The 22,860-nt window shown below is 63.9% G+C and carries 20 protein-coding genes; 1 reads left to right on the top strand and 19 read right to left on the bottom strand.

The genetic code is table 11. The features are described from left to right. Positions 1 to 12: 12 nt before the first annotated feature. Positions 13 to 822, bottom strand: a complete 810-nt coding sequence (locus CI15_RS14660) for an enoyl-CoA hydratase (RefSeq protein WP_062128931.1) — start codon at positions 820 to 822, stop codon at positions 13 to 15. 20 nt (positions 823 to 842) lie between these two features. After that, positions 843 to 1,766 (bottom strand): histone deacetylase family protein, encoded by a 924-nt coding sequence (locus CI15_RS14655; RefSeq protein ID WP_062128929.1) that lies wholly within the window; start codon positions 1,764 to 1,766, stop codon positions 843 to 845. Positions 1,767 to 2,100: 334 nt separating this feature from the next. Here CI15_RS14655 and mltB point away from each other — a divergent pair, with 334 nt between their 5' ends. Further along, on the top strand, positions 2,101 to 3,270 hold the full coding sequence (mltB, locus tag CI15_RS14650; RefSeq protein ID WP_062128928.1) for a lytic murein transglycosylase B: 1,170 nt from the start codon (positions 2,101 to 2,103) through the stop codon (positions 3,268 to 3,270). A gap of 116 nt (positions 3,271 to 3,386) precedes the next feature. On the opposite strand, the gene cysM is transcribed toward mltB, so the two are convergent. The 17 genes from cysM to gyrA form a co-directional block, all read right to left on the bottom strand. Further along, positions 3,387 to 4,289 (bottom strand): cysteine synthase CysM, encoded by a 903-nt coding sequence (cysM, locus tag CI15_RS14645; protein WP_062128926.1) that lies wholly within the window; start codon positions 4,287 to 4,289, stop codon positions 3,387 to 3,389. 238 nt (positions 4,290 to 4,527) lie between these two features. Beyond that, entirely contained in the window at positions 4,528 to 4,902 is a 375-nt protein-coding gene (locus CI15_RS14640; protein ID WP_062128970.1) for a ComEA family DNA-binding protein, read from the bottom strand. A gap of 78 nt (positions 4,903 to 4,980) precedes the next feature. After that, entirely contained in the window at positions 4,981 to 5,973 is a 993-nt protein-coding gene (rfaD, locus tag CI15_RS14635) for an ADP-glyceromanno-heptose 6-epimerase (RefSeq protein ID WP_062128924.1), read from the bottom strand. 97 nt (positions 5,974 to 6,070) lie between these two features. Beyond that, positions 6,071 to 7,078, bottom strand: a complete 1,008-nt coding sequence (gene rfaE1 / locus CI15_RS14630) for a D-glycero-beta-D-manno-heptose-7-phosphate kinase (protein WP_075643703.1) — start codon at positions 7,076 to 7,078, stop codon at positions 6,071 to 6,073. Continuing rightward, positions 7,044 to 8,447 carry a UDP-glucose dehydrogenase family protein gene (locus CI15_RS14625; RefSeq protein WP_062128920.1) on the bottom strand — a complete coding sequence of 468 codons (1,404 nt, stop codon included), beginning with the start codon at positions 8,445 to 8,447 and terminating at the stop codon, positions 7,044 to 7,046. The genes rfaE1 and CI15_RS14625 overlap by 35 nt, the downstream gene beginning before the upstream one ends. A 129-nt stretch (positions 8,448 to 8,576) precedes the next feature. Next, positions 8,577 to 9,752 (bottom strand): lipopolysaccharide assembly protein LapB, encoded by a 1,176-nt coding sequence (lapB, locus tag CI15_RS14620; RefSeq protein WP_062128918.1) that lies wholly within the window; start codon positions 9,750 to 9,752, stop codon positions 8,577 to 8,579. 69 nt (positions 9,753 to 9,821) lie between these two features. After that, positions 9,822 to 10,115, bottom strand: a complete 294-nt coding sequence (locus CI15_RS14615) for a LapA family protein (RefSeq protein ID WP_013090140.1) — start codon at positions 10,113 to 10,115, stop codon at positions 9,822 to 9,824. A 291-nt stretch (positions 10,116 to 10,406) separates the two neighbouring features. Then, positions 10,407 to 10,730, bottom strand: a complete 324-nt coding sequence (locus CI15_RS14610; protein ID WP_062128916.1) for an integration host factor subunit beta — start codon at positions 10,728 to 10,730, stop codon at positions 10,407 to 10,409. A gap of 21 nt (positions 10,731 to 10,751) precedes the next feature. Continuing rightward, a complete protein-coding gene (gene rpsA / locus CI15_RS14605) occupies positions 10,752 to 12,485 on the bottom strand; it encodes a 30S ribosomal protein S1 (RefSeq protein WP_062128914.1) in 1,734 nt (577 codons plus the stop codon). Positions 12,486 to 12,648: 163 nt separating this feature from the next. Further along, positions 12,649 to 13,335 (bottom strand): (d)CMP kinase, encoded by a 687-nt coding sequence (gene cmk / locus CI15_RS14600; RefSeq protein WP_062128913.1) that lies wholly within the window; start codon positions 13,333 to 13,335, stop codon positions 12,649 to 12,651. A gap of 46 nt (positions 13,336 to 13,381) precedes the next feature. Further along, positions 13,382 to 14,686, bottom strand: coding sequence for a 3-phosphoshikimate 1-carboxyvinyltransferase (aroA, locus tag CI15_RS14595; protein ID WP_062128911.1), 1,305 nt, complete (start codon positions 14,684 to 14,686; stop codon positions 13,382 to 13,384). A 19-nt stretch (positions 14,687 to 14,705) separates the two neighbouring features. Continuing rightward, a complete protein-coding gene (locus tag CI15_RS14590; RefSeq protein WP_062128909.1) occupies positions 14,706 to 15,647 on the bottom strand; it encodes a prephenate dehydrogenase in 942 nt (313 codons plus the stop codon). Positions 15,648 to 15,700: 53 nt separating this feature from the next. Then, the gene (hisC, locus tag CI15_RS14585) at positions 15,701 to 16,822 is read right to left on the bottom strand and encodes a histidinol-phosphate transaminase (protein WP_062128907.1); all 1,122 of its coding nucleotides are present in this window, start codon (positions 16,820 to 16,822) and stop codon (positions 15,701 to 15,703) included. A gap of 80 nt (positions 16,823 to 16,902) precedes the next feature. Continuing rightward, complete coding sequence (gene pheA, locus CI15_RS14580) at positions 16,903 to 17,982, bottom strand: prephenate dehydratase (RefSeq protein ID WP_062128905.1); 1,080 nt, start codon at positions 17,980 to 17,982, stop codon at positions 16,903 to 16,905. A 64-nt stretch (positions 17,983 to 18,046) separates the two neighbouring features. Continuing rightward, positions 18,047 to 19,129, bottom strand: a complete 1,083-nt coding sequence (serC, locus tag CI15_RS14575; protein WP_062128904.1) for a 3-phosphoserine/phosphohydroxythreonine transaminase — start codon at positions 19,127 to 19,129, stop codon at positions 18,047 to 18,049. Between the two features lie 209 nt (positions 19,130 to 19,338). Further along, a complete protein-coding gene (locus CI15_RS14570) occupies positions 19,339 to 19,944 on the bottom strand; it encodes a DUF2059 domain-containing protein (RefSeq protein WP_062128968.1) in 606 nt (201 codons plus the stop codon). 124 nt (positions 19,945 to 20,068) lie between these two features. After that, on the bottom strand, positions 20,069 to 22,699 hold the full coding sequence (gene gyrA, locus CI15_RS14565) for a DNA gyrase subunit A (RefSeq protein WP_075643702.1): 2,631 nt from the start codon (positions 22,697 to 22,699) through the stop codon (positions 20,069 to 20,071). Positions 22,700 to 22,860 lie beyond the last annotated feature (161 nt).

Here is a 22,860-nt window from a genome sequence, read left to right as displayed (position 1 = left end):
GGCAGCCGCCCGCTACCGCTTCCACTCCGGCGCGCGTTTGTCGATAAAGGCCTGCACGCCTTCGAGCGCCGAGTCGTCCATCATGTTGCACGCCATCGTCTGACCGGCGAGCTGGTATGCGGCCTCGATGCCCATTTCGAGCTGCCGGTAGAACAGGCCCTTGCCCGCGCTGACCGCTTCGACCGGCTTCGCGCAGATGCTCGCGGCGAGCCGCGCGACTTCGTCGTCGAGCGCATCGGCTGGAGTAACGCGGTTCACGAGCCCCTGCTTGCGCGCTTCGGCGGCGTCGATGAAATCGCCGGTCAGCAGCATTTCGAGCGCGGCCTTGCGCGACAGGTTGCGCGACAGCGGCACCGACGGCGTCGCGCAGAACAATCCCAGGTTCACGCCCGACACGGCGAAGCGCGCGGTATCGGCGGCAACGGCGAGATCGCACATCGCGACGAGCTGGCAGCCGGCCGCCGTGGCGATGCCATGCACGCGCGCGATCACCGGCTGCGGCATGCGCTGGATCGTCATCATCAGCTTCGTGCAGCGCGCGAATAGCTGCTGGTAATACGCGAGCGACGGCGCCGCGCGCATTTCCTTGAGATCGTGTCCCGCACAGAACGCGCGACCCGCGCCGGCAATGACGACCACACGCGCAGCGGTCTTCGCGAGATCGGTCAGGGTCTGCTGCAGTTCGTCGAGCAGCGCTTCGGACAACGCGTTGAACGCATCGGGCCGGTTCATCGTGACGCGCACGACGCCCGGCACGCGATACGCGTCGGGTTCGACCGTAACTAGCGACGCGGCGCCGGTGTTGGCAGGGGTGGCGCTCATGGTTTGCTCGCTCCTCGACCTCAAATCCCGGCCAGTGACCGCACGTGCGCGACCACGCTGCGCCCGAGCGCCGACAGGTTGTAGCCACCCTCGAGACAACTGACGATGCGCCCGCGCGCATAGCGTCGCGCGATCTCGCGCATCTGGTCGGTGATCCACGCGTAATCGTCTTCGACGAGCCCCAGGTTGCCGAGGTCGTCCTCGCGATGCGCATCGAAGCCCGCCGAGATGAACAGCATCTCCGGCCGGAACTCGTGCAGACGCGGCAACCACAGCATATCGACCGCCTCGCGCACGGCCATGCCGTTCGAGCGCGCCGGCATCGGCACGTTGCACATGTTGGGCGCCTGGTTGTCGGCGCCCGTGAACGGATAGAACGGATGCTGGAAGATGCTGCACATCAGCACGCGCGGGTCGCCCGAGAACGCGGCCTCGGTGCCGTTGCCGTGATGCACGTCGAAGTCGATGATCGCCACGCGCGCGAGGCCGTGCGCCTCGAGCGCGTGGCGCGCGGCGATCGCCACGTTGTTGAAAAAGCAAAAGCCCATCGCGCGGGCCGGCTCCGCGTGGTGACCCGGCGGGCGCACGCTGCAGAACGCGTTGTCGTAGCGGCCTTCGATCACCGCGTCGGTGGCGGCGACCGCCGCGCCCGCCGCACGCAAGGCGGCCTGCCACGTGTGCGGGTTCATCGTCGTGTCCGGATCGATTTCGGCGGTGCCCTCGACGGGCGCGCGGCCGCGGATGTAGTCGACATGCGCCTGCGTATGCACGCGCAGCAGCGCGGCCTCGTCGGCGAGCGGCGGCGATTCGCGCTCGATCAGCGCGTCGATGCGGCTCGCGATCAGTTGATCCTCGATCGCCTGCAGGCGCGCGGGACATTCGGGATGCCACTGCCCCATGTCGTGCAGCAGACAGTCGGGGTGGGAATAGAAGCCTGTTGCCATAGTTCGTATTGTGCGTCTCGTCTTCGGCGCGGCGCATGGACTGCGCGCGCGGCGTGTCTCCGTCGAGCGGCGCGCGCCCTGGCGCGCCCACATTCGTCAAGTTACCACACGACGCCACTGTCGCTGATTCGGCACGGTTTTGCGAAAGCCGTCGGGTATACTTCCCCGACCCGTTACTCGCCGTTTCGTTCCTGCCGCTTTCCGACTGCTTCCAGCCTTTCACGCATCGCGCTCACTGCTCACTATGACCGTCAAGCTTGCTCTGTCCGCACGATCCCCACGCAACCGGCTTTACCTCGGCACCCTCGCCGCCTCACTGACCGTCGCATCGTGCATGTTCATCGCAGCAAGTCCCGCGAGCGCCCAAAGCGCCACGAAGAAAGCGCCGCTGCTGGTCGCGCAGAGCCAGCCGCAGCAGCCGGTGCCGCAAGGGCAAACGTTTGAGGAAGAGATCATTCCGCAGCGCTACGCGAACAACGCGAACGTCGATGCGTTCATCAACGAGATGGTCGCGCGCTACGATTTCGACGAAGCGTCGCTGCACGCGCTGTTCGCCCGCGTCAGCTACTCGGCGACCGCGGTGAAGCTCGTCACGCCGTCGCCGACGCCGTCGATCAAGAACTGGCGCTCGTATCAGGCACGCTTCCTGGACCCGGTGCGCATCAATGCCGGCGTGCAGTTCTGGCGTGAAAACCGGGCCACGCTGCAGCGCGCGTATCAGGAGTTCGGCGTGCCGCCCGAGATGATCGTCGGCATTATCGGCGTCGAGACGATCTACGGCCGCTACATGGGCAACTTCCGCGTGCTCGATGCGCTGACCACGCTGAGCTTCGATTATCCGAACACCGCGAATCGCGCGGACCGCCAGGCCACGTTCCGCAAGAATCTCGAAGACTACCTGGTGTGGACGCGCGACGCGCAGATCGATCCGACCTCGGTGCTAGGCTCATACACCGGCGCGATCGGCATTCCGCAGTTCCTGCCGAGCAGCATCGTGCAATACGCGGTCGACTACGAAGGCAACAAGCGCATCGATCTGCGCACGAGCGAGGCCGATGCGATCGGCAGCGTCGCGAACTATCTGCGGCAGAACGGCTGGGAAAGCGGCCGGCCCGTGGTGTGGCGCATCGGCTCGGACGCGGGCAGCCTCGGTGTCGCGCAGGCGGCGGCCAATGGTGAGCCGGAGCCGCACTGGCCGCTCGATCAGTTGCTGCGCGCCGGGCTGGTGCTGAACGAACCGAACGTCGACATTGCTGCCGAAGCGGGCACGCCCGTCACGGTGGTCGATCTGCCGTCGCCGGGACGCGGCACCGAGTTCGTGCTCGGCCTGAAGAATTTCTATGTGCTCACGCGCTACAACCGCAGCTTCTTCTATGCGCTCGCGGTGTACCAGCTCGGTCAGAAGGTCAAGGCGCAGATGGAAGCGATCGATGCCGCAAAGGCGGCCAACAACGGCGGTGCGTCGCAAGGTCAGGCGGATCAGTCGAACTCTGATTCGCAGTGAGTCACGCCGCGAGTCGCTGTGCGCGCCTCGCGGTGAATGAAGTAAAAAAGCGCCGGCTCTGAACAGCACCGGCGCTTTTTTGATTCGCGCGCCTGCGAAGGCGCCCGGCGAGCCGCTTACGCGGGAAACACTCCGGTGGACAGATAACGATCCCCGCGATCGCAGACGACGAACACGATCGTTGCGTTCTCGACCTGACGCGCGATGCGCATGGCGACTTCACACGCGCCGCCCGACGAAATGCCCGCGAAGATGCCTTCGACCGATGCCATGCGGCGCGCCATCGCCTCGGCCGCGGCTTGACTGACGTTCTCCACGCGGTCGACGCGGCTGCGATCGAAAATCTTCGGCAGATACGCTTCCGGCCATTTGCGGATGCCCGGAATACGCGAGCCCTCTTCCGGCTGCGCGCCGATGATTTCGATTTGCTGGTTCTGCGTTTTCAGGTACGTCGACACGCCCATGATCGTGCCGGTCGTGCCCATCGACGACACGAAGTGCGTGATGCGCCCTTCGGTGTCGCGCCAGATTTCCGGTCCCGTGCCTTCGATATGTGCGGCCGGATTGTCCGGGTTCGCGAACTGATCGAGGATGATGCCCTTGCCTTCGCGCTGCATCTGCTCGGCCAGATCGCGCGCGTACTCCATGCCGCCCTTAACCGGCGTCAGAACGATTTCCGCGCCGTAGGCGGCCATGCTCTGACGGCGCTCGACCGACAGATCCTCCGGCATGATCAGCACCATCCTGTAGCCGCGGATCGCGGCGGCCATCGCGAGCGCGATGCCGGTGTTGCCGCTGGTCGATTCGATCAGCGTGTCGCCCGGCTTGATGCGTCCGCGCGCTTCCGCCTTCTTGATCATCGACAATGCCGGACGGTCCTTCACCGACCCCGCCGGATTGTTGCCCTCGAGCTTGGCGAGGATCACGTTGTTGCGGCTGCGGATCTCGTCGTCGGGAAGCCGGACGAGTTGCACGAGCGGCGTATTGCCGACTGTGTCTTCAATCGTTTTGTATGCCATATCGGGTCTATCGATCGATGCGCGAATGAGTGTCTTCAATCTATCGATTCTAAACCACGATGTCCGGCGCTGCCCTGCAGCCCTTCTGTTCGCATGGATGCAGGCGGCTTGGAACGCAGAAAACCCGCGGCTGCGAGCCGCGGGAACTCGTGTGTACCCATCGAGGTAGTGGAGCGTTCGCGAGCCCCGCGCGCCGCAAGCCGCCCGTGGGCGTCGCACACGCAAGGTTCGCGACGGCTTATTTCTTCACCGCCACGGCGGGAGCGCTTTTCTGCGTGGCGGCGGCAGCGGCCGCAGCGGCCGGCTCCCTGTTCGATGCAGTTGCCGCAACTTGCGTGCTAGCAGCCGCGCCAGCCGGTCCGACAGCGAGACCCTCCGCCTGCAGGCGCTCGACGGTATGCCCGCCCATGCCCTTGACGCGCTTGCCGAGATCGCCCGCATCCTTGAATGGGCCGTGCGCGTTGCGTTCGTCGAGAATCGCCTTGGCTTTTGCCGCGCCGATGCCCTTGATACTGCGCAGCGCGTCTTCGTTAGCCGTGTTGACGTCGACCGCCGCATACGCGTGGCCGAAAGCGGCGAGCATCGCCGCGGTAACCAGTACTTTTCGAAACATATTGGAATCTCCCTGTTGCCACTGGCCGGCGACCATCACCGGCCAGGAGATTCCAGTTTAAAGAGGATGCCGTACTAATCACACCTGGCCGAACAGCCAGCGCACGTAACGATCGACCCCTTCCTGCACGCTCAGGAACGGCGCATCGTAGCCGGCGGCGCGCAGCTTCGACTGATCGGCCTGCGTGAAGCACTGGTACTTGCCGCGCAGCGCGTCCGGGAACGGGATGTATTCGATCAGCCCGCGCTGCACCTGATCCGCGAGCGACAGCGCCGGCTCGTTGTTCAGTGCGCGCAGCGTGTTGACCACGGTGCTCGCGATGTCGTTGAACGGCTGCGCGCGGCCGGTGCCGAGATTGAAAATGCCCGATTTCTCCGGGTGATCGAAGAAGAACAGGTTGACCTTGACGACGTCTTCGACCGAGATGAAATCGCGCGTCTGCTCGCCGGCCGCATAGCCGTTGTACTCGCCGAACAGCTTGACCTTGCCCTCGGCCCGGAACTGGTTGAAGTTGTGAAACGCGACCGACGCCATGCGCGCCTTGTGCGTTTCGCGCGGCCCGTACACGTTGAAATAGCGAAAGCCCGCGATCTGGCTCTTCGCGCCCGGCAGCACACGGCGAATCACCTGGTCGAACAGGAACTTCGAATAGCCGTACACGTTGAGCGGCTGCTCGACCTCGCGCTCCTCGACGAAGCGGCTCGAGCCGCCATACGTCGCCGCCGACGACGCGTACAGGAACTGGATGTTCTGCGCGAGGCAGACGTCGAGCACGTCGCGGCTATAGCGGTAGTTGTTGTCCATCATGTAGCGGCCGTCGGTTTCCATCGTGTCCGAGCAGGCGCCTTCGTGGAAGATCGCGCGCACTTTGCCGAAGTCGCCGCGCCTGAAGCGCTCGACGAATTCGGTTTTGTCGAGATAGTCGTCGATCTCGCAGTCGACCAGGTTCTTGAACTTGTCCGCTCGTGTGAGGTTATCGACGGCGATGATGCGTTGTTCGCCGCGCTCGTTGAGCGCCTTCACGAGATTGCTGCCGATAAAACCGGCCGCGCCGGTGACGATGACGGTCATGATGATCCTGCCGTAGTGAGCTTTGTAATGAGCTTCGTTCGATCAACGCCGCGCGGGGGCCGCTGGTCCGTCAGGACGACGGGGCCCGCGGGCTGCATCAGGAAAAGAGTTCGTCGTAGTCGACGGTGGCGGTGCCGAGCTTGCCGACCACGATGCCGGCCGCGCGATTCGCGAGCCCGACCGCGTCGACGAGCGAAAGACCCGCGCCGAGCATCGCGGCGAGTGTCGCGATCACGGTGTCGCCCGCGCCCGACACATCATACACTTCGCGTGCAACGGCCGATGCGTGCAGGATGCCGTCGTCCGAGAACAGTGTCATGCCCTCTTCCGAGCGCGTCAGCAGCAGCGCCTTGAACTGCAGTTCGGCGCGCAGCTTCGTCACGCGCGCGATCAGATCTTCCTCGGACTTCCATTGGCCGACGACCTCGCGCAATTCGGCGCGATTCGGCGTGATCAGCGTCGCGCCGCGATAGCGCTCCCAGTCGTCGCCCTTCGGATCGACGAGCACCGGCTTGCCCGCGGCGTGCGCCTTCGCGATCATCTGCGTGACGTGCGTGAGGCCGCCCTTCGCGTAGTCGGACATCAGGATCACGTCGTGCGACGGCAGCAGTTCGTCGAAACGCGCAAGACCCGCGAGCAGCACCTCGTGCGCCGGCGAGTTTTCGAAGTCGACGCGCAGCAATTGCTGCTGCCGCGACAGCACGCGCAGCTTGATCGTCGTCAGCAAGGCCGGGTCGCGTTCGAGATGTGGCGTGACACCGCTTTCGTCGAGCAGTTGCACGATGCGCTCGCCGGGCTCGTCATGACCGACCACGCACAAGAGACCCGCCTGCGCGCCGAGCGCGACCGCGTTGCGCGCGACGTTCGCCGCGCCGCCGAGGCGATCTTCCTGGCGCTGCACGTGCACGACCGGCACCGGCGCTTCCGGCGAAATACGGTTCACGTCGCCGAACCAGTAACGGTCGAGCATCACGTCGCCGACCACCAGCACGCGCGCCGCGCCAAGCTGGGCGCGCGGCACGACCGTCAATTTCTGCCCCGGCGTGGCGGCGGGCATCGCGGGCTTGACCTCAGGCATCGGCCGGAAGTTCAGAGGGTTGGGCATAGGGGCGTCCAATGGCGTGATAGTCGATACCGAGCTCGGTCATCGCGTCCGGTTCGTACAGATTGCGGCCGTCGAAAATCAGCGGCGTCTTCAGCACCGATTTAAGATGCACGAAATCAGGACTCTTGAACTCCTTCCATTCGGTCACGATCACGAGCGCGTCGGCGCCGGTCAGCGTTTCGTCCTGAGTGCCCGTGAACGTGAGGCGCGCGAGCTGCTCGGGCGCCGCATGCAGATCCATTGCGAACACGCGACGCGCCTCGGTCACGGCGACCGGATCGTACGCGCGCACCTTCGCGCCGCGCGCGAGCAGCTCGCCGATCACGCGGCGGCTCGGCGCCTCGCGCATGTCGTCGGTATTCGGCTTGAACGCGAGCCCCCACACCGCGAACGTGCGGCCGCTCAGATCGTCGCCGAGCTTCGCGGCGATCTTGTTCACGAGCACGTCCTTCTGCTGGTGGTTCACTTCCTCGACCGCTTCGAGAATGCGCAGATTGTGGCCGCTCTCGCTCGCGGTGCGGATCAGCGCCTGCACGTCCTTCGGGAAGCACGAGCCGCCATAGCCGCAGCCCGCATACAGGAAGTGATAGCCGATGCGCGGATCGGAGCCGATGCCGCGGCGAACGGCTTCGATATCGGCGCCGACCTTGTCCGCGAGATTCGACATCTCGTTCATGAACGAGATGCGCGTTGCGAGCATTGCGTTGGCCGCGTACTTCGTGAACTCGGCCGAGCGCACGTCCATATACAGCGTGCGTTCGTGATTGCGGTTGAACGGCGCGTACAGGCGTTTCATCATTTCGCGCGCGCGCATGCCCGGTTCGTCTTCGTCGATGCCGATCACGATGCGGTCCGGACGCATGAAATCGTCGACGGCGGCGCCTTCCTTCAGGAACTCGGGGTTCGACACGACCGAGAAGCGATGCTGCGCGCTGCCGGCGAGCCCGCGCTTCGCGAGTTCTTCGTCGACTACCGCGCGCACGCGTTGCGCGGTGCCGACCGGCACCGTCGATTTGTCGACGATCACCTTGAAGCCGTTCATCGTGCGGCCGATGTTGCGCGCCGCCTCGAGCACGTATTGCAGATCGGCGGAGCCGTCTTCGTCGGGCGGTGTGCCGACCGCGATGAACTGCACGTCGCCGTGCGCGACGCTCGCCGCGACATCGGTCGAGAACGTGATGCGGCCAGCCGCGCGCGTGCGGGCAATCATCTCCTGCAGGCCCGGTTCGTGAATCGGCACGCCGCCTTTGTTGAGGATGTCGATCTTGCGCTGATCGACGTCGAGACAGAAGACGTCGTTGCCGATCTCGGCGAGACATGCGCCGGTGACAAGGCCCACATAGCCGGTGCCGATAATGGTGATTTTCATACGCTTTCCGGTAGATGGTTCCGGTGATGAATGCCGCTCATGAGACCGGCGATAAACTCGTTGCGATATTCACGGGCGGGTGGTTACGTGGCAACGAACACCGACGCGGCCAGCGCCGCCCGTGCGGCGTCAGTTCGACGCGGTAATCGGCTCGATGCGGCGCGGTGCATAGGTTTCCCAGCCGCTGCAACCCGGGCACTGCCAGTAGAAAAGCCGCGCCCTGAAACCGCAATTCTGGCACGTATAGCGCGGCAGATTCTTGGTGCGCTGACGGATCAGCGTGCGCATCAGTTCGAGCTCGCTGCGCCGTGGCTCCTCTGCGACGGCCTGCTGCGCTTCGAGCAGGCGCGTCATGCCGGCCAGATTCGGCGACTTCTGCATCTGCGAGCGCGCGAGCGCATGCGCGGCATCGGTACCGCGCAGTGACGCGACGTGCTGATACGCGACGTCGAGAAGATCGTTGCTCGGATGACGGTCAACCCACGTGGTCAGCAGATCGGCACCCTCCTGCGCGCGACCGAGTGCTTCGTACGCCTTCATGATCTTCTCGGCGACGAGCGGCAGATACGCGGGGTTCTGCTCCTCGACGCGGCGCCATTGCCCGATCGCCGCATCAGGCGCGGCGCCGGCCGCGTCGACATCGCCGAACAGGATCGTCGCGCGGACGTTGGTCGGATTCGCCTTCAACGCGAGACCGAGTTGACGACGCGCTTCGTCGGGCTTCTTCTGCTGCAGCGCTTCCTGCGCAAGTTCGCAATGGAACTGCGCGATTTCCTTGTCGAGCGACGGGGCGCCCATCGTTTCGAGATGGCGTGCGGTATCGATCGACTTGACCCAGTCCTTCTCGATCTCGTAGATCGTCAGCAGCGCGCGTTGGGCGCCCAGTGCGTAATCGCCGGCCTGCAGCGAGCGGAAAGTTTCCTCGGCACGGTCGAGCAGACCCGCTTTCAGGAAGTCCTGGCCGAGCTCGTACAGTGCATGGTCTCGCTCGCTGACTGGCAGGTCCGCGCGGCTCAACAGATTTTGATGCACGCGGATCGCGCGGTCGGTTTCGCCACGCCGGCGGAACAGATTGCCGAGCGCGAAATGCAGTTCGACCGTTTCAGGGTCGAGCTTGACGACTTCGATGAACGCGTCGATCGCCTGGTCGGGCTGCTCGTTGAGCAGGAAGTTCAGGCCGCGAAAATACGAACGCGGCAGGTTGGCGCTTTCGGACAGCAGCGTCTTGAGGTCGTAGCGCGCTGCCATCCAGCCGAACGCGAACGCGACGGGTATGACCAGCAGCCACCAGAAGTCTAGATCCATGCGATTAATGCAAATGTGCGGGAAAGCGGAAACGAAAAGCCGCGCTCAGAGCGCGCGGCGCAAGACATGTCAGATCAGCGGCGGCATCGGCGGCTGCTCGACGACGGCCGGGGTCTCGCGCGCCACGCGCAACTCCCGCCTGAGTCGGCCATTCTCCATACGCAGACGCACGACCGCCGGCATCGCCGACACGAGACCTGCCAGCAAACCGATTACGAAAAACGCCAGGCCAATCAGAATCAGGGGCGCCGACCAGACATAGCCGGCGAGGAAATTCAACGTAGCGGGTTGCGTGTTGGAGAGCGCCAGCACCAGCAGCAGCACGAACACCAGCACACGGATCAGCCAGACGATAAATTTCATGAATAGATCTCTTGACGGCAGTTGCGGGGTGACGCCGGCTTGATGACGCGTCGCGCCACGGTGTTGCCCGCGCCGAAGTGACCCGTATTGTAATGGATGCCCTCGCGGCTGGGCAGCAAGTGGCGGGACACGGCGCTTACCGGCGATTCGCGACAGGCAGCGGCCGCAGCGGCATGCCCCCGAAGCATGGACGAAAAAAAAGCGCCCGAAGGCGCTTTTCCTGGTCTTTTGCCGACTGGCTTTGGCCGCTGACGCTAGCTATGCCACGCTGCAAGACGCACAGCGGACTCTTTAAAGGTCGTCATCCGGCCCCTCGGCCTTCAGCGGCTCGCCCGCACGACTATCCACCCGCTCGCGCAATTCCTTGCCCGGCTTGAAGTGCGGTACGTACTTCTCAGGTACCAGCACCTTCTCGCCCGACTTCGGATTGCGTCCGACGCGGGAGGGACGGCGGTTGAGGCCGAAGCTGCCGAAGCCACGAATTTCAATGCGATGGCCTTTGGCAAGCGCCTCCGACATCGCATCGAGCATCGTCTTCACCGCGAAATCCGCATCTTTGAGAACAAGTTGCGGAAATCGCGCAGCCAGTTGGGCGACCAATTCCGATTTGGTCATACTGCAGCAGACCTCTCAGGCTTACTGGTTCTGGCCGTCGAGCTTGGCCTTCAGCAACGCGCCGAGGTTCGTCGTGCCGGTAGCGGCTGCGCTCGAATCCGAAGCAGCGAGGCCGCGGATGGCTTCCTGTTGCTCAGCCGAATCCTTCGCCTTGATCGACAGGTTGATGCCGCGCGACTTGCGATCGATGTTGATGATCATCGCGTTGACCTTGTCGCCTTCCTTCAGCACGTTGCGAGCATCTTCCACGCGGTCTTGCGCGATTTCCGAAGCACGCAGGTAGCCTTCGACTTCACCCGACAGCTGGACCACAGCACCCTTCGCGTCCACCGACTTGACGGTACCGTCGACGATCGAGCCCTTGTCGTTCATTGCAACGAAGTTGCTGAACGGGTCGCCTTCGAGCTGCTTGATACCCAGCGAAATACGTTCTTTCTCGACGTCGATGCCGAGAACGATCGCTTCCACTTCGTCGCCCTTCTTGTACTTGCGAACGGCTTCCTCGCCGGTTTCGCTCCACGACAGATCCGACAGGTGAACCAGACCGTCGATGCCGCCCGGCAGACCGATGAACACGCCGAAGTCGGTGATCGACTTGATGGCGCCGCTGATCTTGTCGCCCTTCTTGAAGTTGCGGCTGAAGTCGTCCCACGGGTTCGGCTTGCACTGCTTCATGCCGAGGCTGATACGGCGGCGGTCTTCGTCGATTTCGAGAACCATGACTTCGACTTCGTCGCCCAGCTGGACAACCTTCGACGGAGCAACGTTCTTGTTGGTCCAGTCCATTTCCGACACGTGGACGAGGCCTTCGATGCCCGATTCCACTTCGACGAACGCGCCGTAGTCGGTGATGTTGGTGACCTTACCGAACAGACGCGTGCCCGACGGGTAACGGCGCGAGATGCCTTCCCACGGATCGTCGCCCAGTTGCTTGATACCGAGCGAAACGCGGTTCTTTTCCTGGTCGAACTTGAGGATCTTCGCGGTGACTTCCTGGCCAACCGACAGAACTTCGCTCGGGTGACGCACGCGACGCCATGCGATGTCGGTGATGTGCAGCAGGCCGTCGATACCGCCGAGGTCCACGAATGCGCCGTAGTCGGTGATGTTCTTGACCACGCCTTCGACGATCGCGCCTTCCTTCAGCGTTTCGAGCAGCTTTGCGCGCTCTTCGCCTTGCGTTGCCTCGATGACAGCGCGGCGCGACAGCACGACGTTGTTACGCTTGCGGTCGAGCTTGATGACGCGGAATTCGAGGGTCTTGCCTTCGTACGGGGTCGTGTCCTTGACCGGACGCGTATCGACCAGCGAACCCGGCAGGAACGCGCGGATGCCGTTGACCATCACGGTCATGCCGCCCTTGACCTTGCCCGTGATCGTGCCGGTCACGAGTTCGTTGTTGTCCAGCGCCTTTTCCAGCGACAGCCACGAAGCCAGACGCTTCGCCTTGTCACGCGACAGGATGGTGTCGCCATAGCCGTTTTCCAGCGCGTCGATCGCGACGGAAACGAAGTCGCCCGCCTGCACTTCTACCTCGCCCGCGTCATTCAGGAACTCTTCGAGCGGGATGTAGGCTTCGGACTTCAGACCAGCGTTCACGACCACGAAGTTGTGGTCGACACGCACGACTTCGGCGGAGATCACTTCGCCAGCGCGCATGTCCTGCTTGGTCAGCGACTCTTCGAACAGAGCCGCAAAAGATTCGGTATTCGGGGTAGAGGTTTGCAGGTCGGACATAAAAATCAGAGTTTGCATGGTTTTCGCAGCGCCTGGCTCACCGGAATGGTCAGCAACTTCGGCATGAACGCGAATGCCACGCGTGGTTAAAGGGTTAAAAACAACGCTTCGCGACCATCGCGAAGCACCTACCAGCAATGGAACTGCCGCTCTCTGGCCACTGCGGCGTTACTGTGTTCAGTTACGCCTGCTGGACCAGCGCTTCATACCATCGCACCACCTGCTCGACCGCCTGGTCGACCGACAATGCGGAGGTATCAAGCAGTTTTGCATCTGCCGCGGGCTTGAGCGGCGCGGCCGCGCGCTGACTGTCACGCTCGTCGCGCTCACGCAAATCCCGGAGCAAGTCATCTATATTAGCAGAAAATCCTTTTTGGATCAATTGCTTATGCCGGCGCGTCGCGCGGGCCTCGACGCTCGCGGTCATGAACACCTTCAGCACGGCATCCTGGAAGATCACGGTGCCCATGTCGCGCCCGTCGGCGACGAGCCCCGGCTCCTTGCGAAACGCCCGTTGGCGCGCCACCAGCGCGGCCCGCACCGGCGCGTGCACGGCAACCGCCGAGGCCCGGCTGCCCACGTCCTCGGCGCGAATTTCGGTCGATACATCGACGCCGTCGAGCTGCGCCAGTCCCTCGCGGAAGGTGATATGGAGGTCGTCGATCAATTTGACAAGTGCGTCGACGTCATCCGCGGCAATGCCGTAACGCAGGCTCGCGAGCGCCGCGAGCCGGTACAGCGCGCCGCTGTCGAGCAGGTGAAAGCCGAGGTTGGCGGCCACCATCGCGGCCACGGTGCCTTTGCCGGAGGCGCTGGGGCCGTCGATCGCAATGACGGGCGTCTGGTGAAAGGGACGGGTCGGTTTCATCGAAAAAGTCGCACTTCAGGCGATTCGCACGCGAATCTGGGTTGCATCAGGATTGCGCAAGCGCGGTGAAGCGCTCGAAATAATCAGGGAACGTCTTGCCGACGCACTTCGGGTCGTTGATGCGGATCGGCACACCGCCCAGGCTCACGAGCGAAAAGCACATCGCCATGCGGTGATCGTCGTAGGTGTCGATCGCGGCATTCGGGATCAGCTTTTCCGGCGGCGTGACGACGAGAAAGTCCTCGCCCTCCTGAACCTTCGCGCCCACCTTGCGTAGCTCGGTCGCCATCGCGGCGATGCGGTCGGTTTCCTTCACGCGCCAGCTCGCGATGTTGCGCAGTGTGGTCGTACCGTCCGCAAACAGCGCGGCAACGGCGATCGTCATCGCGGCGTCGGGGATCAGGTTGAAGTCCATGTCGATCGGATCGAGCTTGCCGTGATCGTTGCCGACCCCGCGCACTTCGATCCAGTCGTCGCCCATCTGCAGGTTGGCGCCCATCTTGATGAGCGCATCGGCAAAGCCGACGTCGCCCTGAATGCTCGCGCGGCCCACGCCTTCCACTTTCAGCGGGCCGCCGCCAAGCGCGCCCGCAGCGAGGAAGTACGACGCGGACGACGCATCGCCCTCGACCATGATCGTGCCCGGCGACTGGTAGCGCTGCCCCGCCGGCACGACGAACTGGTGCCAGCCGTGACGCTCGACCTTGATGCCGAAACGCTCCATCAACTTGATCGTTATCTCGATGTACGGCTTCGAGATCAACTCTCCGTCGACCTGCACCGTGGTGACGCCGCTTGCGGTGCGCAGCAGCGGCAGCGTCATCAGCAGCGACGTCAGGAACTGGCTCGACACGTCGCCGCGCACGCGGATCGGCGCGTCGGCCGTGATCTGTGCGGGGCGGATGCGCAGCGGCGGATAGCCTTCGTTCTGCTCATAGTCGATCCTCGCGCCGATCTGGCGCAGACCGTCGACCAGATCGCCGATCGGCCGCTCATGCATACGCGGCACGCCGTGGATCCGGTAGTCGCCGCCGTTCACGGCAAGCGCGGCGGTCAGCGGCCGCACCGCGGTGCCCGCGTTGCCGAGGAACAGGTCGGCCGTGCGCGCGGTGAACGCGCCGCGCGTGCCGGTCACGACGCAGGTATCGCCGTCGCGCTTCAATCGCACGCCGAGCTTTTCCAGCGCGTCGAGCATCACGCGGGTGTCGTCCGAATCGAGCAGATTCGTGATCGTCGTGTCGCCTTCGGCGAGCGCGGCGAGCAGCAGCACGCGGTTCGAGATGCTCTTCGAGCCGGGCAGACGAACCGTGCCAGACGCACGGGAAAAAGGTCCGAGATCGAGGAATTCCATGATGAGTCCAGTTTTCCGGTTATTTCGACGCGTCGCTGCCGGCCCCGCCGGCCGCGCGCTGCTCCTGCCACTGACTGCGGGCGACCCGCGAGCGGGCGAACACGGCTTCGAGCGCGGCACCGTCGCCGGCTTCGATCGCCGTGCGCAGGCGCGCGAGCACTGCGGTGTACGCGTCGAGCTCGTCGAGCAGCGCTACACGATTGGCGACGCATACGTCGCGCCACATCTCCGGACTCGACGCGGCAATGCGCGTGAAGTCGCGAAAGCCGCCCGCCGCGAACGAGAACTTCAACGCGGCATCGGGCGAGTTGAGAATCTGTTCGACGAGCGCGAACGACAACACGTGAGGCAGATGACTAACCGACGCGAACACGCGGTCGTGCTGCTGCGGCGTCATGTCCCGCACCAGCGCGCCGGTGGCGCGCCACATCGCCGCGACGCGCTGGACCATTTCGGGCCGGTTCTCCGGCAGCGGGCACAACACGACGTTGCGGTTCACGTACAGATCGGGCAATGCGGCATCGACGCCGCTCGACTCGCGGCCCGCGATCGGATGGCCCGGCACGAATTGACCGATCCGCGCGCCGAGCGCCGCGCGCGCGGCGGCGACCACGTCGGACTTGGTGCTGCCCGCGTCGGTGACGATCGTGTTCGCCTCGAGATGATGTGCGATGCGTTCGAGCAGCGACTGCGTCTGCGCGACCGGCGCCGCGAGCAGCACGAGGTCCGCGCCCGCGAGCGCGTCGCGCAGCGCGAGTTCGTCGTTGAGCGCCGCGGCCCCGTCGATCACGCCGAGCGCCAATGCGCGCTCGCTCGACGCGGAGGTCCGTCCGACGCCAATTACAGTGCGCGCGCCGTCGGCCTCGCCGCGCTCACGCAACGCGCGCGCGAGCGATCCGCCGATCAGGCCGACACCGAAAATCACCAGCTTGTTAAAAGAAAACGCGGCCACGTCGGTCACACAAAATGCGCGCCGCTCCTGCCGGCCGGACGCGCGGGGTCAAGGATTAATGCTTAGGCTGTGGCAGTCTCGGCAAGCGTCTTTTCGAGCGCCGCGAGGAATGCTTCGTTTTCGTCCGGCAGGCCGATCGTGATGCGCAACCACTGCGGCAAGCCGTAGTTGTCGACCGGTCGCACGATCACCGCCTGCTTGAGCAGCGCGAGGTTCACACGGGCGCCGGCTTTGTCGTCGCCGCCGACGCGCACGAGCACGAAGTTACCTTCGGAGGGCACGTATTCGAGGCCGAGCTTGTCGAACGCCTCGGTCAGAAGCCTGTAGCCTTGCGCGTTCAGCGCCGCGCTCTTCTCGAGAAACGCGCTGTCGTCGAGCGCCGCAATCGCCGCGGCTTGCGCGAGCGTATTGACGTTGAACGGCTGACGCAGGCGATTCAGCAAATCGGTCAGGTCGGGCTGCGCGATCGCGAAGCCGATGCGCAGGCCCGCGAGGCCGAACGCCTTCGAGAACGTGCGCGACACCAGCAGGTTCGGATAGCGGCGCACCCAGTCAATCGAGTCGTAGCGCTTGTCCGCCGACAGATATTCGGTGTACGCCTCGTCGAGCACGACGACCACATGGGGCGGCACCCTGGCGAGAAACGCCTCGAGCGTCGGACCGTCGATGAACGTGCCGGTCGGATTGTTCGGATTCGCGACGAACACGAGACGCGTGTCGTCGTCGATCGCGGCGAGCATCGCGTCGAGGTCATGACCATAGCGCACGGCCGGCACGACGATCGCGCGCGCGCCGACGCCCTGCGTCGCGAGCGCATAGACCGCGAACGAATACTGCGAGAACACGACCGCCTGACCCTGCTCGACGAACGCATGCGCCGCGAGTTCGAGGATGTCATTGCTGCCGTTGCCGAGCGTGATCCACGCGGCCGGCACGCCGTAGCGCGCGGCGAGCGCCGCCTTCAGCTCGAAGCCGTTCGAGTCCGGATAGCGGCCGAGATCGGCGATCGCCTGCGCCATCGCACGTTGCGCCGACTCCGGCATGCCGAGCGGATTCTCGTTCGATGCCAGCTTCACGATGCTCGCCTCGTCGAGACCGAACTCGCGGGCCACTTCCGAAATCGGCTTGCCGGCAATGTACGGCGCAATCGCACGCACATGGGAGGGGCCGAAAGACGCTGTCATGAAAAATCTCCGAACGACGATGGATGGTGAAATATGCGCTCGGGCAGCACGCGGTGCCGCCCGGACTCCGCTAGCCGCCCCTAGCGGGCGCGCGGATATGAGCCGAGTATCTTCAGGAACGCGGCCTTCTCGCCGAGTCCGGCGAGCGCGGCGGCCACGGCCGGGTCGTCGCGATGGCCTTCGACGTCGATATAGAAGTAGTACTCCCACGTGCCGACACGCGCCGGACGCGATTCGAAACGCGTCATCGACACGCCGTGGCGCGCGAGCGGCTCGAGCAGCTTGACCATCGCGCCCGGCTCGTTGACGACCGACACGATCAGCGAGGTCTGGTCGTAGCCGCTCGGACCGGTCGGCTCTTTGCCGATCATCACGAAGCGCGTGCGGTTGTGCGGATCGTCCTGGATCAGCGCGTTGGTGACCTGCAAGCCGTAATGGATCGCGGCGCGATCGCCCGCGATAGCCGCGACGCTCGGATCTTCGGCCGCCATGCGCGCGGCTTCCGCATTGCTCGACACCGCCTGGCGCTCGAGATGCGGCGCGTTGGTCGACAGCCAGCGCTGGCACTGCGCGAGCGCCTGCGCATGCGCGCACACGCGCGTGACGCCCTCGAGCCCGTTTTGCGTGAGCAGATTGTGATGGATCGGCAGCGCGAGTTCGCCGCCGATGGTCAGTTGCGTTTGCAGCAGCAAATCCAGGGTGCGCGACACCGCGCCTTCGGTCGAATTCTCGACCGGCACGACGCCGTAGTCGGCGGCGCCCGCCTCGACCGAACGAAACACTTCGTCGATCGACGGACACGGCAGCCCTTCGATCGACTGACCGAAGTACTCGTGCATCGCCTGCTCGCTATAGGTGCCGACGGGTCCGAGGTACGCGGCCTTGATGGTCCTTTCGAGCGCGCGGCTTGCCGCCATGATCTCGCGCCAGATCGCACCGATGTGTTCGTCCGCGAGGGGGCCCTCGCTCATTTCCTGCAGGCGCGCGATCACCTGCATCTCGCGCTCGGGCCGGAACACTGGCGCGTTGAAGTGCTTCTTGACCTCGCCCACTTCCAGCGCAACCGACGCGCGTTGGTTCAGGAGCGCGATCAGCTGCGCGTCGAGCGCGTCGATACGATCGCGCAGAGGTTTGAGTCGTGTATTGAGTTCGTCGTCCATGCGTGAAAACGGCCCTGCCGGGTAACTGCTGGAAAAGATGCGCGCGCCTGCCGATCAGTGTGACTCAGGCGCTGCGCTGCTCGAATTCCTTCATGTATTCGACGAGCGCTTTGACGCCTTCGAGCGGGACGGCGTTATAAATCGACGCCCGCATGCCGCCGACGGACTTGTGGCCCTTTAGCTGCACCAAGCCCCGCGCTTTCGCGCCGGACAGGAAATCTTCGTTGCGCGACTCGTCGGCGAGGAAGAACGGCACGTTCATCCGCGAGCGCGAGCTACGCTCGACCTTGTTCAGATAGAAGCTGCTCGCGTCGATCGTGTCGTACAACAGCTTCGATTTTTCGAGGTTGCGCGCCTCGATCGCCGTGAGGCCGCCCTGCTTCTTCAACCACTTGAACACGAGCCCGGCGATATAGATCGCATAGGTGGGCGGCGTGTTGTACATCGAATTGTTTTCGGCGACGGTCTTCCATTCGAACGCCGACGGGCAGATCGGCATGGCGCGGTCGAGCATGTCCTCACGGACGATCACGACCGTGACGCCGGCCATGCCGATATTCTTCTGCGCGCCGCCGAACAGCACACCGTATTTGGCGATGTCCATCGGACGCGACAGGATATGCGACGACGCGTCCGCGACAAGCGGAATGTCGCCGAGGTCCGGAATCTCGAACGTTTCGACGCCGTGAATGGTCTCGTTCGTGCACAGGTGCACGTAGGCCGGATCGTCCGAGAGCTGCCATTCCGAGTGCGCCGGGGCGCGGGTATAGCCCTCGGCCGTCTTGCCGGTCGCGGCCAGATGCACGCTGCCGTACTTCTCCGCTTCCTTGAACGACTTCTGGGACCACGAGCCGGTCACGACGAAATCCGCGCGCGGTTTCGAGCCGAGCAGATTCATCGGCACGATCGCGTTTTCACCGAGGCCGCCGCCCTGCAGGAACAGGATGCGGTGGCTTGCCGGCACCTGCAGTAGTTCGCGCAGGTCGGTCAGCGCTTCCTCGTGAATCGACATGAATTCCTTGCCGCGATGGCTCATTTCCATCACGCTCATACCGCTACCATGCCAGTTCAGCATCTCGTCGGCTGCCTGGCGCAGCACTTCTTCGGGCATGGCCGCCGGGCCGGCGGAGAAATTAAAGACGCGCATGTGATTTCCTGGAAGCGGGCGCGAGAAAACGGAGTCGCGCGAAAATCGGCGAAAAGTGTTGCGAAATAATTCGCCGAAAAAAGAAAATGGCCGTCTGCGCCAGTGCGCAAACGACCATTATCGCATTGTCGCCGCCAACCCGCCACGCCGGGCGGCCCGGTGGGTGCGGCGGCAGGCTCGCTGTAATCAGCGCAGCCCGCGAGCGGAATTTACTTGGCAGCCGGCTTGACCGATGCGACTTCCTTGTCGGCCTGGTCACGCGTTGCCTTGATCGATTCCGGCATGTACTTCTGCATCAGGCCATTCACGACGTCGCGGCCAACCTGGTCTTGCACCTGGATGAACTTGCGGCCGGTCGGGCTCTTGTAGAACGCCGTCAAATCCTTGATTTCCGACGTGCTGTAGTACTTCGCGTACGCGTCGTACTGAGCTTGCATCGCGTCCTGACGGAATGCGTCGGTCGCGAACACCTGGCCCGCGCCGTCGACCAGCTTCGGTACCGCGTTCTTCTGCAACGTCGGGACAGCCGCCTGCTTCTGCTTGTCCGTCATCGTTTTGTTCTCGGTCAGCGCGTCCGACAGGATTGCCGGCACGAGCTGCTTGGCCTGCATCTGCGCGCTGTTGCCGATTGCACCAACCAGCTTCTGCGCGTCGATGGCGTCGAGCAGGTCCTTGATGGCTGCCTGCTTGGCCGGATCAACCGGTGCTGCTGCGGCAGCCGGAGCTGCAGGCGCCTGGTTCTGCAGCGCTTGAGCCATGGCGAAGGTCGGCACGATGGCAGCCAGCAACATCAGTTGTTTGAATCGTTTTTGCATCATTACTCCCTAAGAGAAATTAACTTGAACTGCACGCCGCACGGGAAAGCGTACCGACCCGATACGCGGTGACCCGCAGCGTAGCTTCAACTAATTAACTGAGACTGAAAGCTGCAGGCACGGATCAAGCCGCGCCGCCACTCTCGCCGCCGTTATCACCTTCAGCGGAGCCGTCGGAATCGCTTTCCGACTCACCCTCGGCCTCAGCAACCTGTTGCAGACCAGACAGCTTGGTCCCTTCGTCAAGGCTGATGAGTGTAACACCTTGCGTTGCGCGTCCCATTTCGCGAATTTCCGACACGCGCGTGCGAATCAGCACGCCCGTCGTGGTAATCAGCATGATCTGCGCTTCCTGGTCGACCAGCGTCGCGGCGACCACCCGGCCATTACGCTCCGAGGTCTGGATCGCGATCATGCCCTTGGTGCCGCGGCCGTGACGGGTGTATTCGGTGATCGGCGTGCGCTTGCCGAAGCCGTTTTCGGTTGCAGTGAGCACCGACTGTTGCTCGTCGCCGGCCACCAGCAACGCGATCACGTTCTGGCCGTCCTCGAGTTGCATGCCACGCACGCCGCGCGCCTCGCGGCCCATCGGACGCACGTCGTTCTCGTCGAAGCGCACTGCCTTGCCCGAATCCGAGAACAGCATCACGTCGTGCTGACCGTCGGTGATCGCAGCGCCGATCAGGTAATCACCCTCATCGAGACCGACCGCAATAATACCCTTGCGCAGCGGCCGGCTGAATGCTTCGAGCGGCGTCTTTTTTACCGTTCCTAGCGCGGTCGCCATGAACACGAACTTGTCGGCCGAGAATTCCTTGACCGGCAGCACGACCGTGATCTTTTCGCCTTCCAGCAACGGGAACATATTGACGATCGGCCGGCCGCGCGAATTGCGCGAGCCCTGCGGCACTTCGTAGACCTTGACCCAGTACACGCGGCCGCGGTTCGAGAAGCACAGGATGTGGTCGTGCGTATTGGCGATGAACAGCGTGTCGATCCAGTCGTCTTCCTTCATGGAAGTGGCCTGCTTGCCACGACCGCCGCGCTTCTGAGCCCGATATTCGGACAACGGCTGCGATTTTACGTAGCCCGCGTGCGACATCGTCACGACCATTTCCTGCGGCGTGATCAGGTCTTCGGTGTTCAGTTCGGTGGCGTTCAGCTCGATCTTCGAGCGGCGCGCATCGCCGAATTCCGACTTGATCGACGTGAGTTCCTCGACGATGATCGCCGAAATGCGTTCCGGGCGGGCCAGAATGTCCAGCAGGTCGGCGATTTGCGCCATCACTTCGCGGTATTCGCCGATGATCTTGTCCTGCTCGAGACCAGTCAGGCGCTGCAGGCGCATCTGCAGGATTTCCTGCGCCTGGGTGTCGGAGAGACGGTAAAGTCCGTCGGCCTGCATGCCGAACGACGGATTCAGGCCCTCCGGACGGTAGGCTTCACGACCACCTGCCGTCGCATTCTCCGACTCGGCACGCGACAGCATTTCGCGCACGAGCGACGAATCCCACGCGCGCGCCATCAATTCCTGCTTGGCGATAGGCGGCGTCGGCGCGGCCTTGATGAGCGCGATGAACTCGTCGATGTTCGCGAGCGCGACCGCGAGGCCTTCGAGCACGTGGCCGCGTTCGCGCGCCTTGCGCAGTTCGTAGACCGTGCGCCGCGTCAGCACTTCCCGGCGATGCGACAGGAAGCACGTCAGCATTTCCTTCAGATTCAGCAGCTTCGGCTGGCCGTCGACGAGCGCGACCATGTTCATGCCGAAGGTGTCCTGAAGCTGGGTCGCCTTATACAGATTGTTCAGTACGACTTCCGGCACTTCGCCGCGCTTCAGCTCGATCACGACGCGCATGCCGCTCTTGTCGGACTCGTCGCGAATGTCGGAAATGCCTTCGAGCTTTTTCTCGTTGACGAGCTCGGCGATGCGCTCGAGCAGCGAGCGCTTGTTCACCTGATACGGCAGCTCATCGACGATGATCGCCATGCGCTGGCCGCGGTCGATTTCCTCGAAGTGCGTGAGCGCGCGCATGACGACGCGCCCGCGACCGGTGCGATAGCCGTCGCGCACGCCGGCCACGCCATAGATGATGCCGGCGGTCGGGAAATCGGGCGCGGGGATGATCTCGATCAGCTCGTCGATCGTCGCCTCGGGGTTCTTCAGCAAATGCTGACAGGCGTCGACGACTTCGTTGAGGTTGTGTGGCGGGATGTTGGTCGCCATGCCGACCGCGATGCCGGACGAGCCGTTGATCAGCAGGTTCGGGATGCGCGCGGGCAGGATGGCCGGTTCGTTTTCGCTGCCGTCGTAGTTCGGTACGAAGTCGACCGTTTCCTTGTCGATGTCGGCCAGCAGCTCGTGGCCGATCTTCGCCATGCGGATTTCGGTGTAACGCATCGCCGCGGCGTTGTCGCCGTCGACCGAACCGAAGTTGCCCTGGCCGTCGACGAGCATGTAGCGCAGCGAGAAGTCCTGCGCCATCCGGACGATCGTGTCGTAGACGGCCGTGTCGCCGTGCGGGTGGTATTTACCGATGACGTCGCCGACGATACGCGCCGACTTCTTGTACGCGCGATTCCAGTCGTTGTTCAGCTCGTGCATCGCGTACAGCACGCGCCGGTGCACCGGCTTCAGGCCATCGCGGACATCGGGAAGCGCTCGCCCTACGATCACGCTCATCGCGTAATCGAGATACGAACGGCGCATTTCCTCCTCTAGGGAGATTGGCAGAGTCTCTTTGGCGAATTGATCCATTATCCGTATCTTTTACGTGCGAAGGCGGGAGGTTCGCCGCATCTTCGCGTAAGCATTGCAGGCGCAACGCATCACGCGATTCTAACATGCCGCGCATCCGCCCCCGACGGAGCTACGTATACATATTAGAGGGGCACCCGCCAACACCTCGCCAATCGCTC

The organism is Paraburkholderia monticola (genome assembly GCF_001580545.1).
GTDB classification, from domain to species: domain Bacteria; phylum Pseudomonadota; class Gammaproteobacteria; order Burkholderiales; family Burkholderiaceae; genus Paraburkholderia; species Paraburkholderia monticola.
The sequence above is the reverse complement of the archived record's forward strand: the minus strand, read 5'-3'. Positions and strand labels throughout refer to the sequence as shown.

Bases quoted from the DNA above. Each gene is read 5' to 3' on its own strand.
- CI15_RS14660 (WP_062128931.1), bottom strand. From the start codon at position 822: ATGAGCGCCACCCCTGCCAACACCGGCGCCGCGTCGCTAGTTACGGTC.
- CI15_RS14655 (WP_062128929.1), bottom strand. From the start codon at position 1,766: ATGGCAACAGGCTTCTATTCCCACCCCGACTGTCTGCTGCACGACATG.
- mltB (WP_062128928.1), top strand. From the start codon at position 2,101: ATGTTCATCGCAGCAAGTCCCGCGAGCGCCCAAAGCGCCACGAAGAAA.
- cysM (WP_062128926.1), bottom strand. From the start codon at position 4,289: ATGGCATACAAAACGATTGAAGACACAGTCGGCAATACGCCGCTCGTG.
- CI15_RS14640 (WP_062128970.1), bottom strand. From the start codon at position 4,902: ATGTTTCGAAAAGTACTGGTTACCGCGGCGATGCTCGCCGCTTTCGGC.
- rfaD (WP_062128924.1), bottom strand. From the start codon at position 5,973: ATGACCGTCATCGTCACCGGCGCGGCCGGTTTTATCGGCAGCAATCTC.
- rfaE1 (WP_075643703.1), bottom strand. From the start codon at position 7,078: ATGCCCAACCCTCTGAACTTCCGGCCGATGCCTGAGGTCAAGCCCGCG.
- CI15_RS14625 (WP_062128920.1), bottom strand. From the start codon at position 8,447: ATGAAAATCACCATTATCGGCACCGGCTATGTGGGCCTTGTCACCGGC.
- lapB (WP_062128918.1), bottom strand. From the start codon at position 9,752: ATGGATCTAGACTTCTGGTGGCTGCTGGTCATACCCGTCGCGTTCGCG.
- CI15_RS14615 (WP_013090140.1), bottom strand. From the start codon at position 10,115: ATGAAATTTATCGTCTGGCTGATCCGTGTGCTGGTGTTCGTGCTGCTG.
- CI15_RS14610 (WP_062128916.1), bottom strand. From the start codon at position 10,730: ATGACCAAATCGGAATTGGTCGCCCAACTGGCTGCGCGATTTCCGCAA.
- rpsA (WP_062128914.1), bottom strand. From the start codon at position 12,485: ATGCAAACTCTGATTTTTATGTCCGACCTGCAAACCTCTACCCCGAAT.
- cmk (WP_062128913.1), bottom strand. From the start codon at position 13,335: ATGAAACCGACCCGTCCCTTTCACCAGACGCCCGTCATTGCGATCGAC.
- aroA (WP_062128911.1), bottom strand. From the start codon at position 14,686: ATGGAATTCCTCGATCTCGGACCTTTTTCCCGTGCGTCTGGCACGGTT.
- hisC (WP_062128907.1), bottom strand. From the start codon at position 16,822: ATGACAGCGTCTTTCGGCCCCTCCCATGTGCGTGCGATTGCGCCGTAC.
- pheA (WP_062128905.1), bottom strand. From the start codon at position 17,982: ATGGACGACGAACTCAATACACGACTCAAACCTCTGCGCGATCGTATC.
- serC (WP_062128904.1), bottom strand. From the start codon at position 19,129: ATGCGCGTCTTTAATTTCTCCGCCGGCCCGGCGGCCATGCCCGAAGAA.
- CI15_RS14570 (WP_062128968.1), bottom strand. From the start codon at position 19,944: ATGCAAAAACGATTCAAACAACTGATGTTGCTGGCTGCCATCGTGCCG.
- gyrA (WP_075643702.1), bottom strand. From the start codon at position 22,699: ATGGATCAATTCGCCAAAGAGACTCTGCCAATCTCCCTAGAGGAGGAA.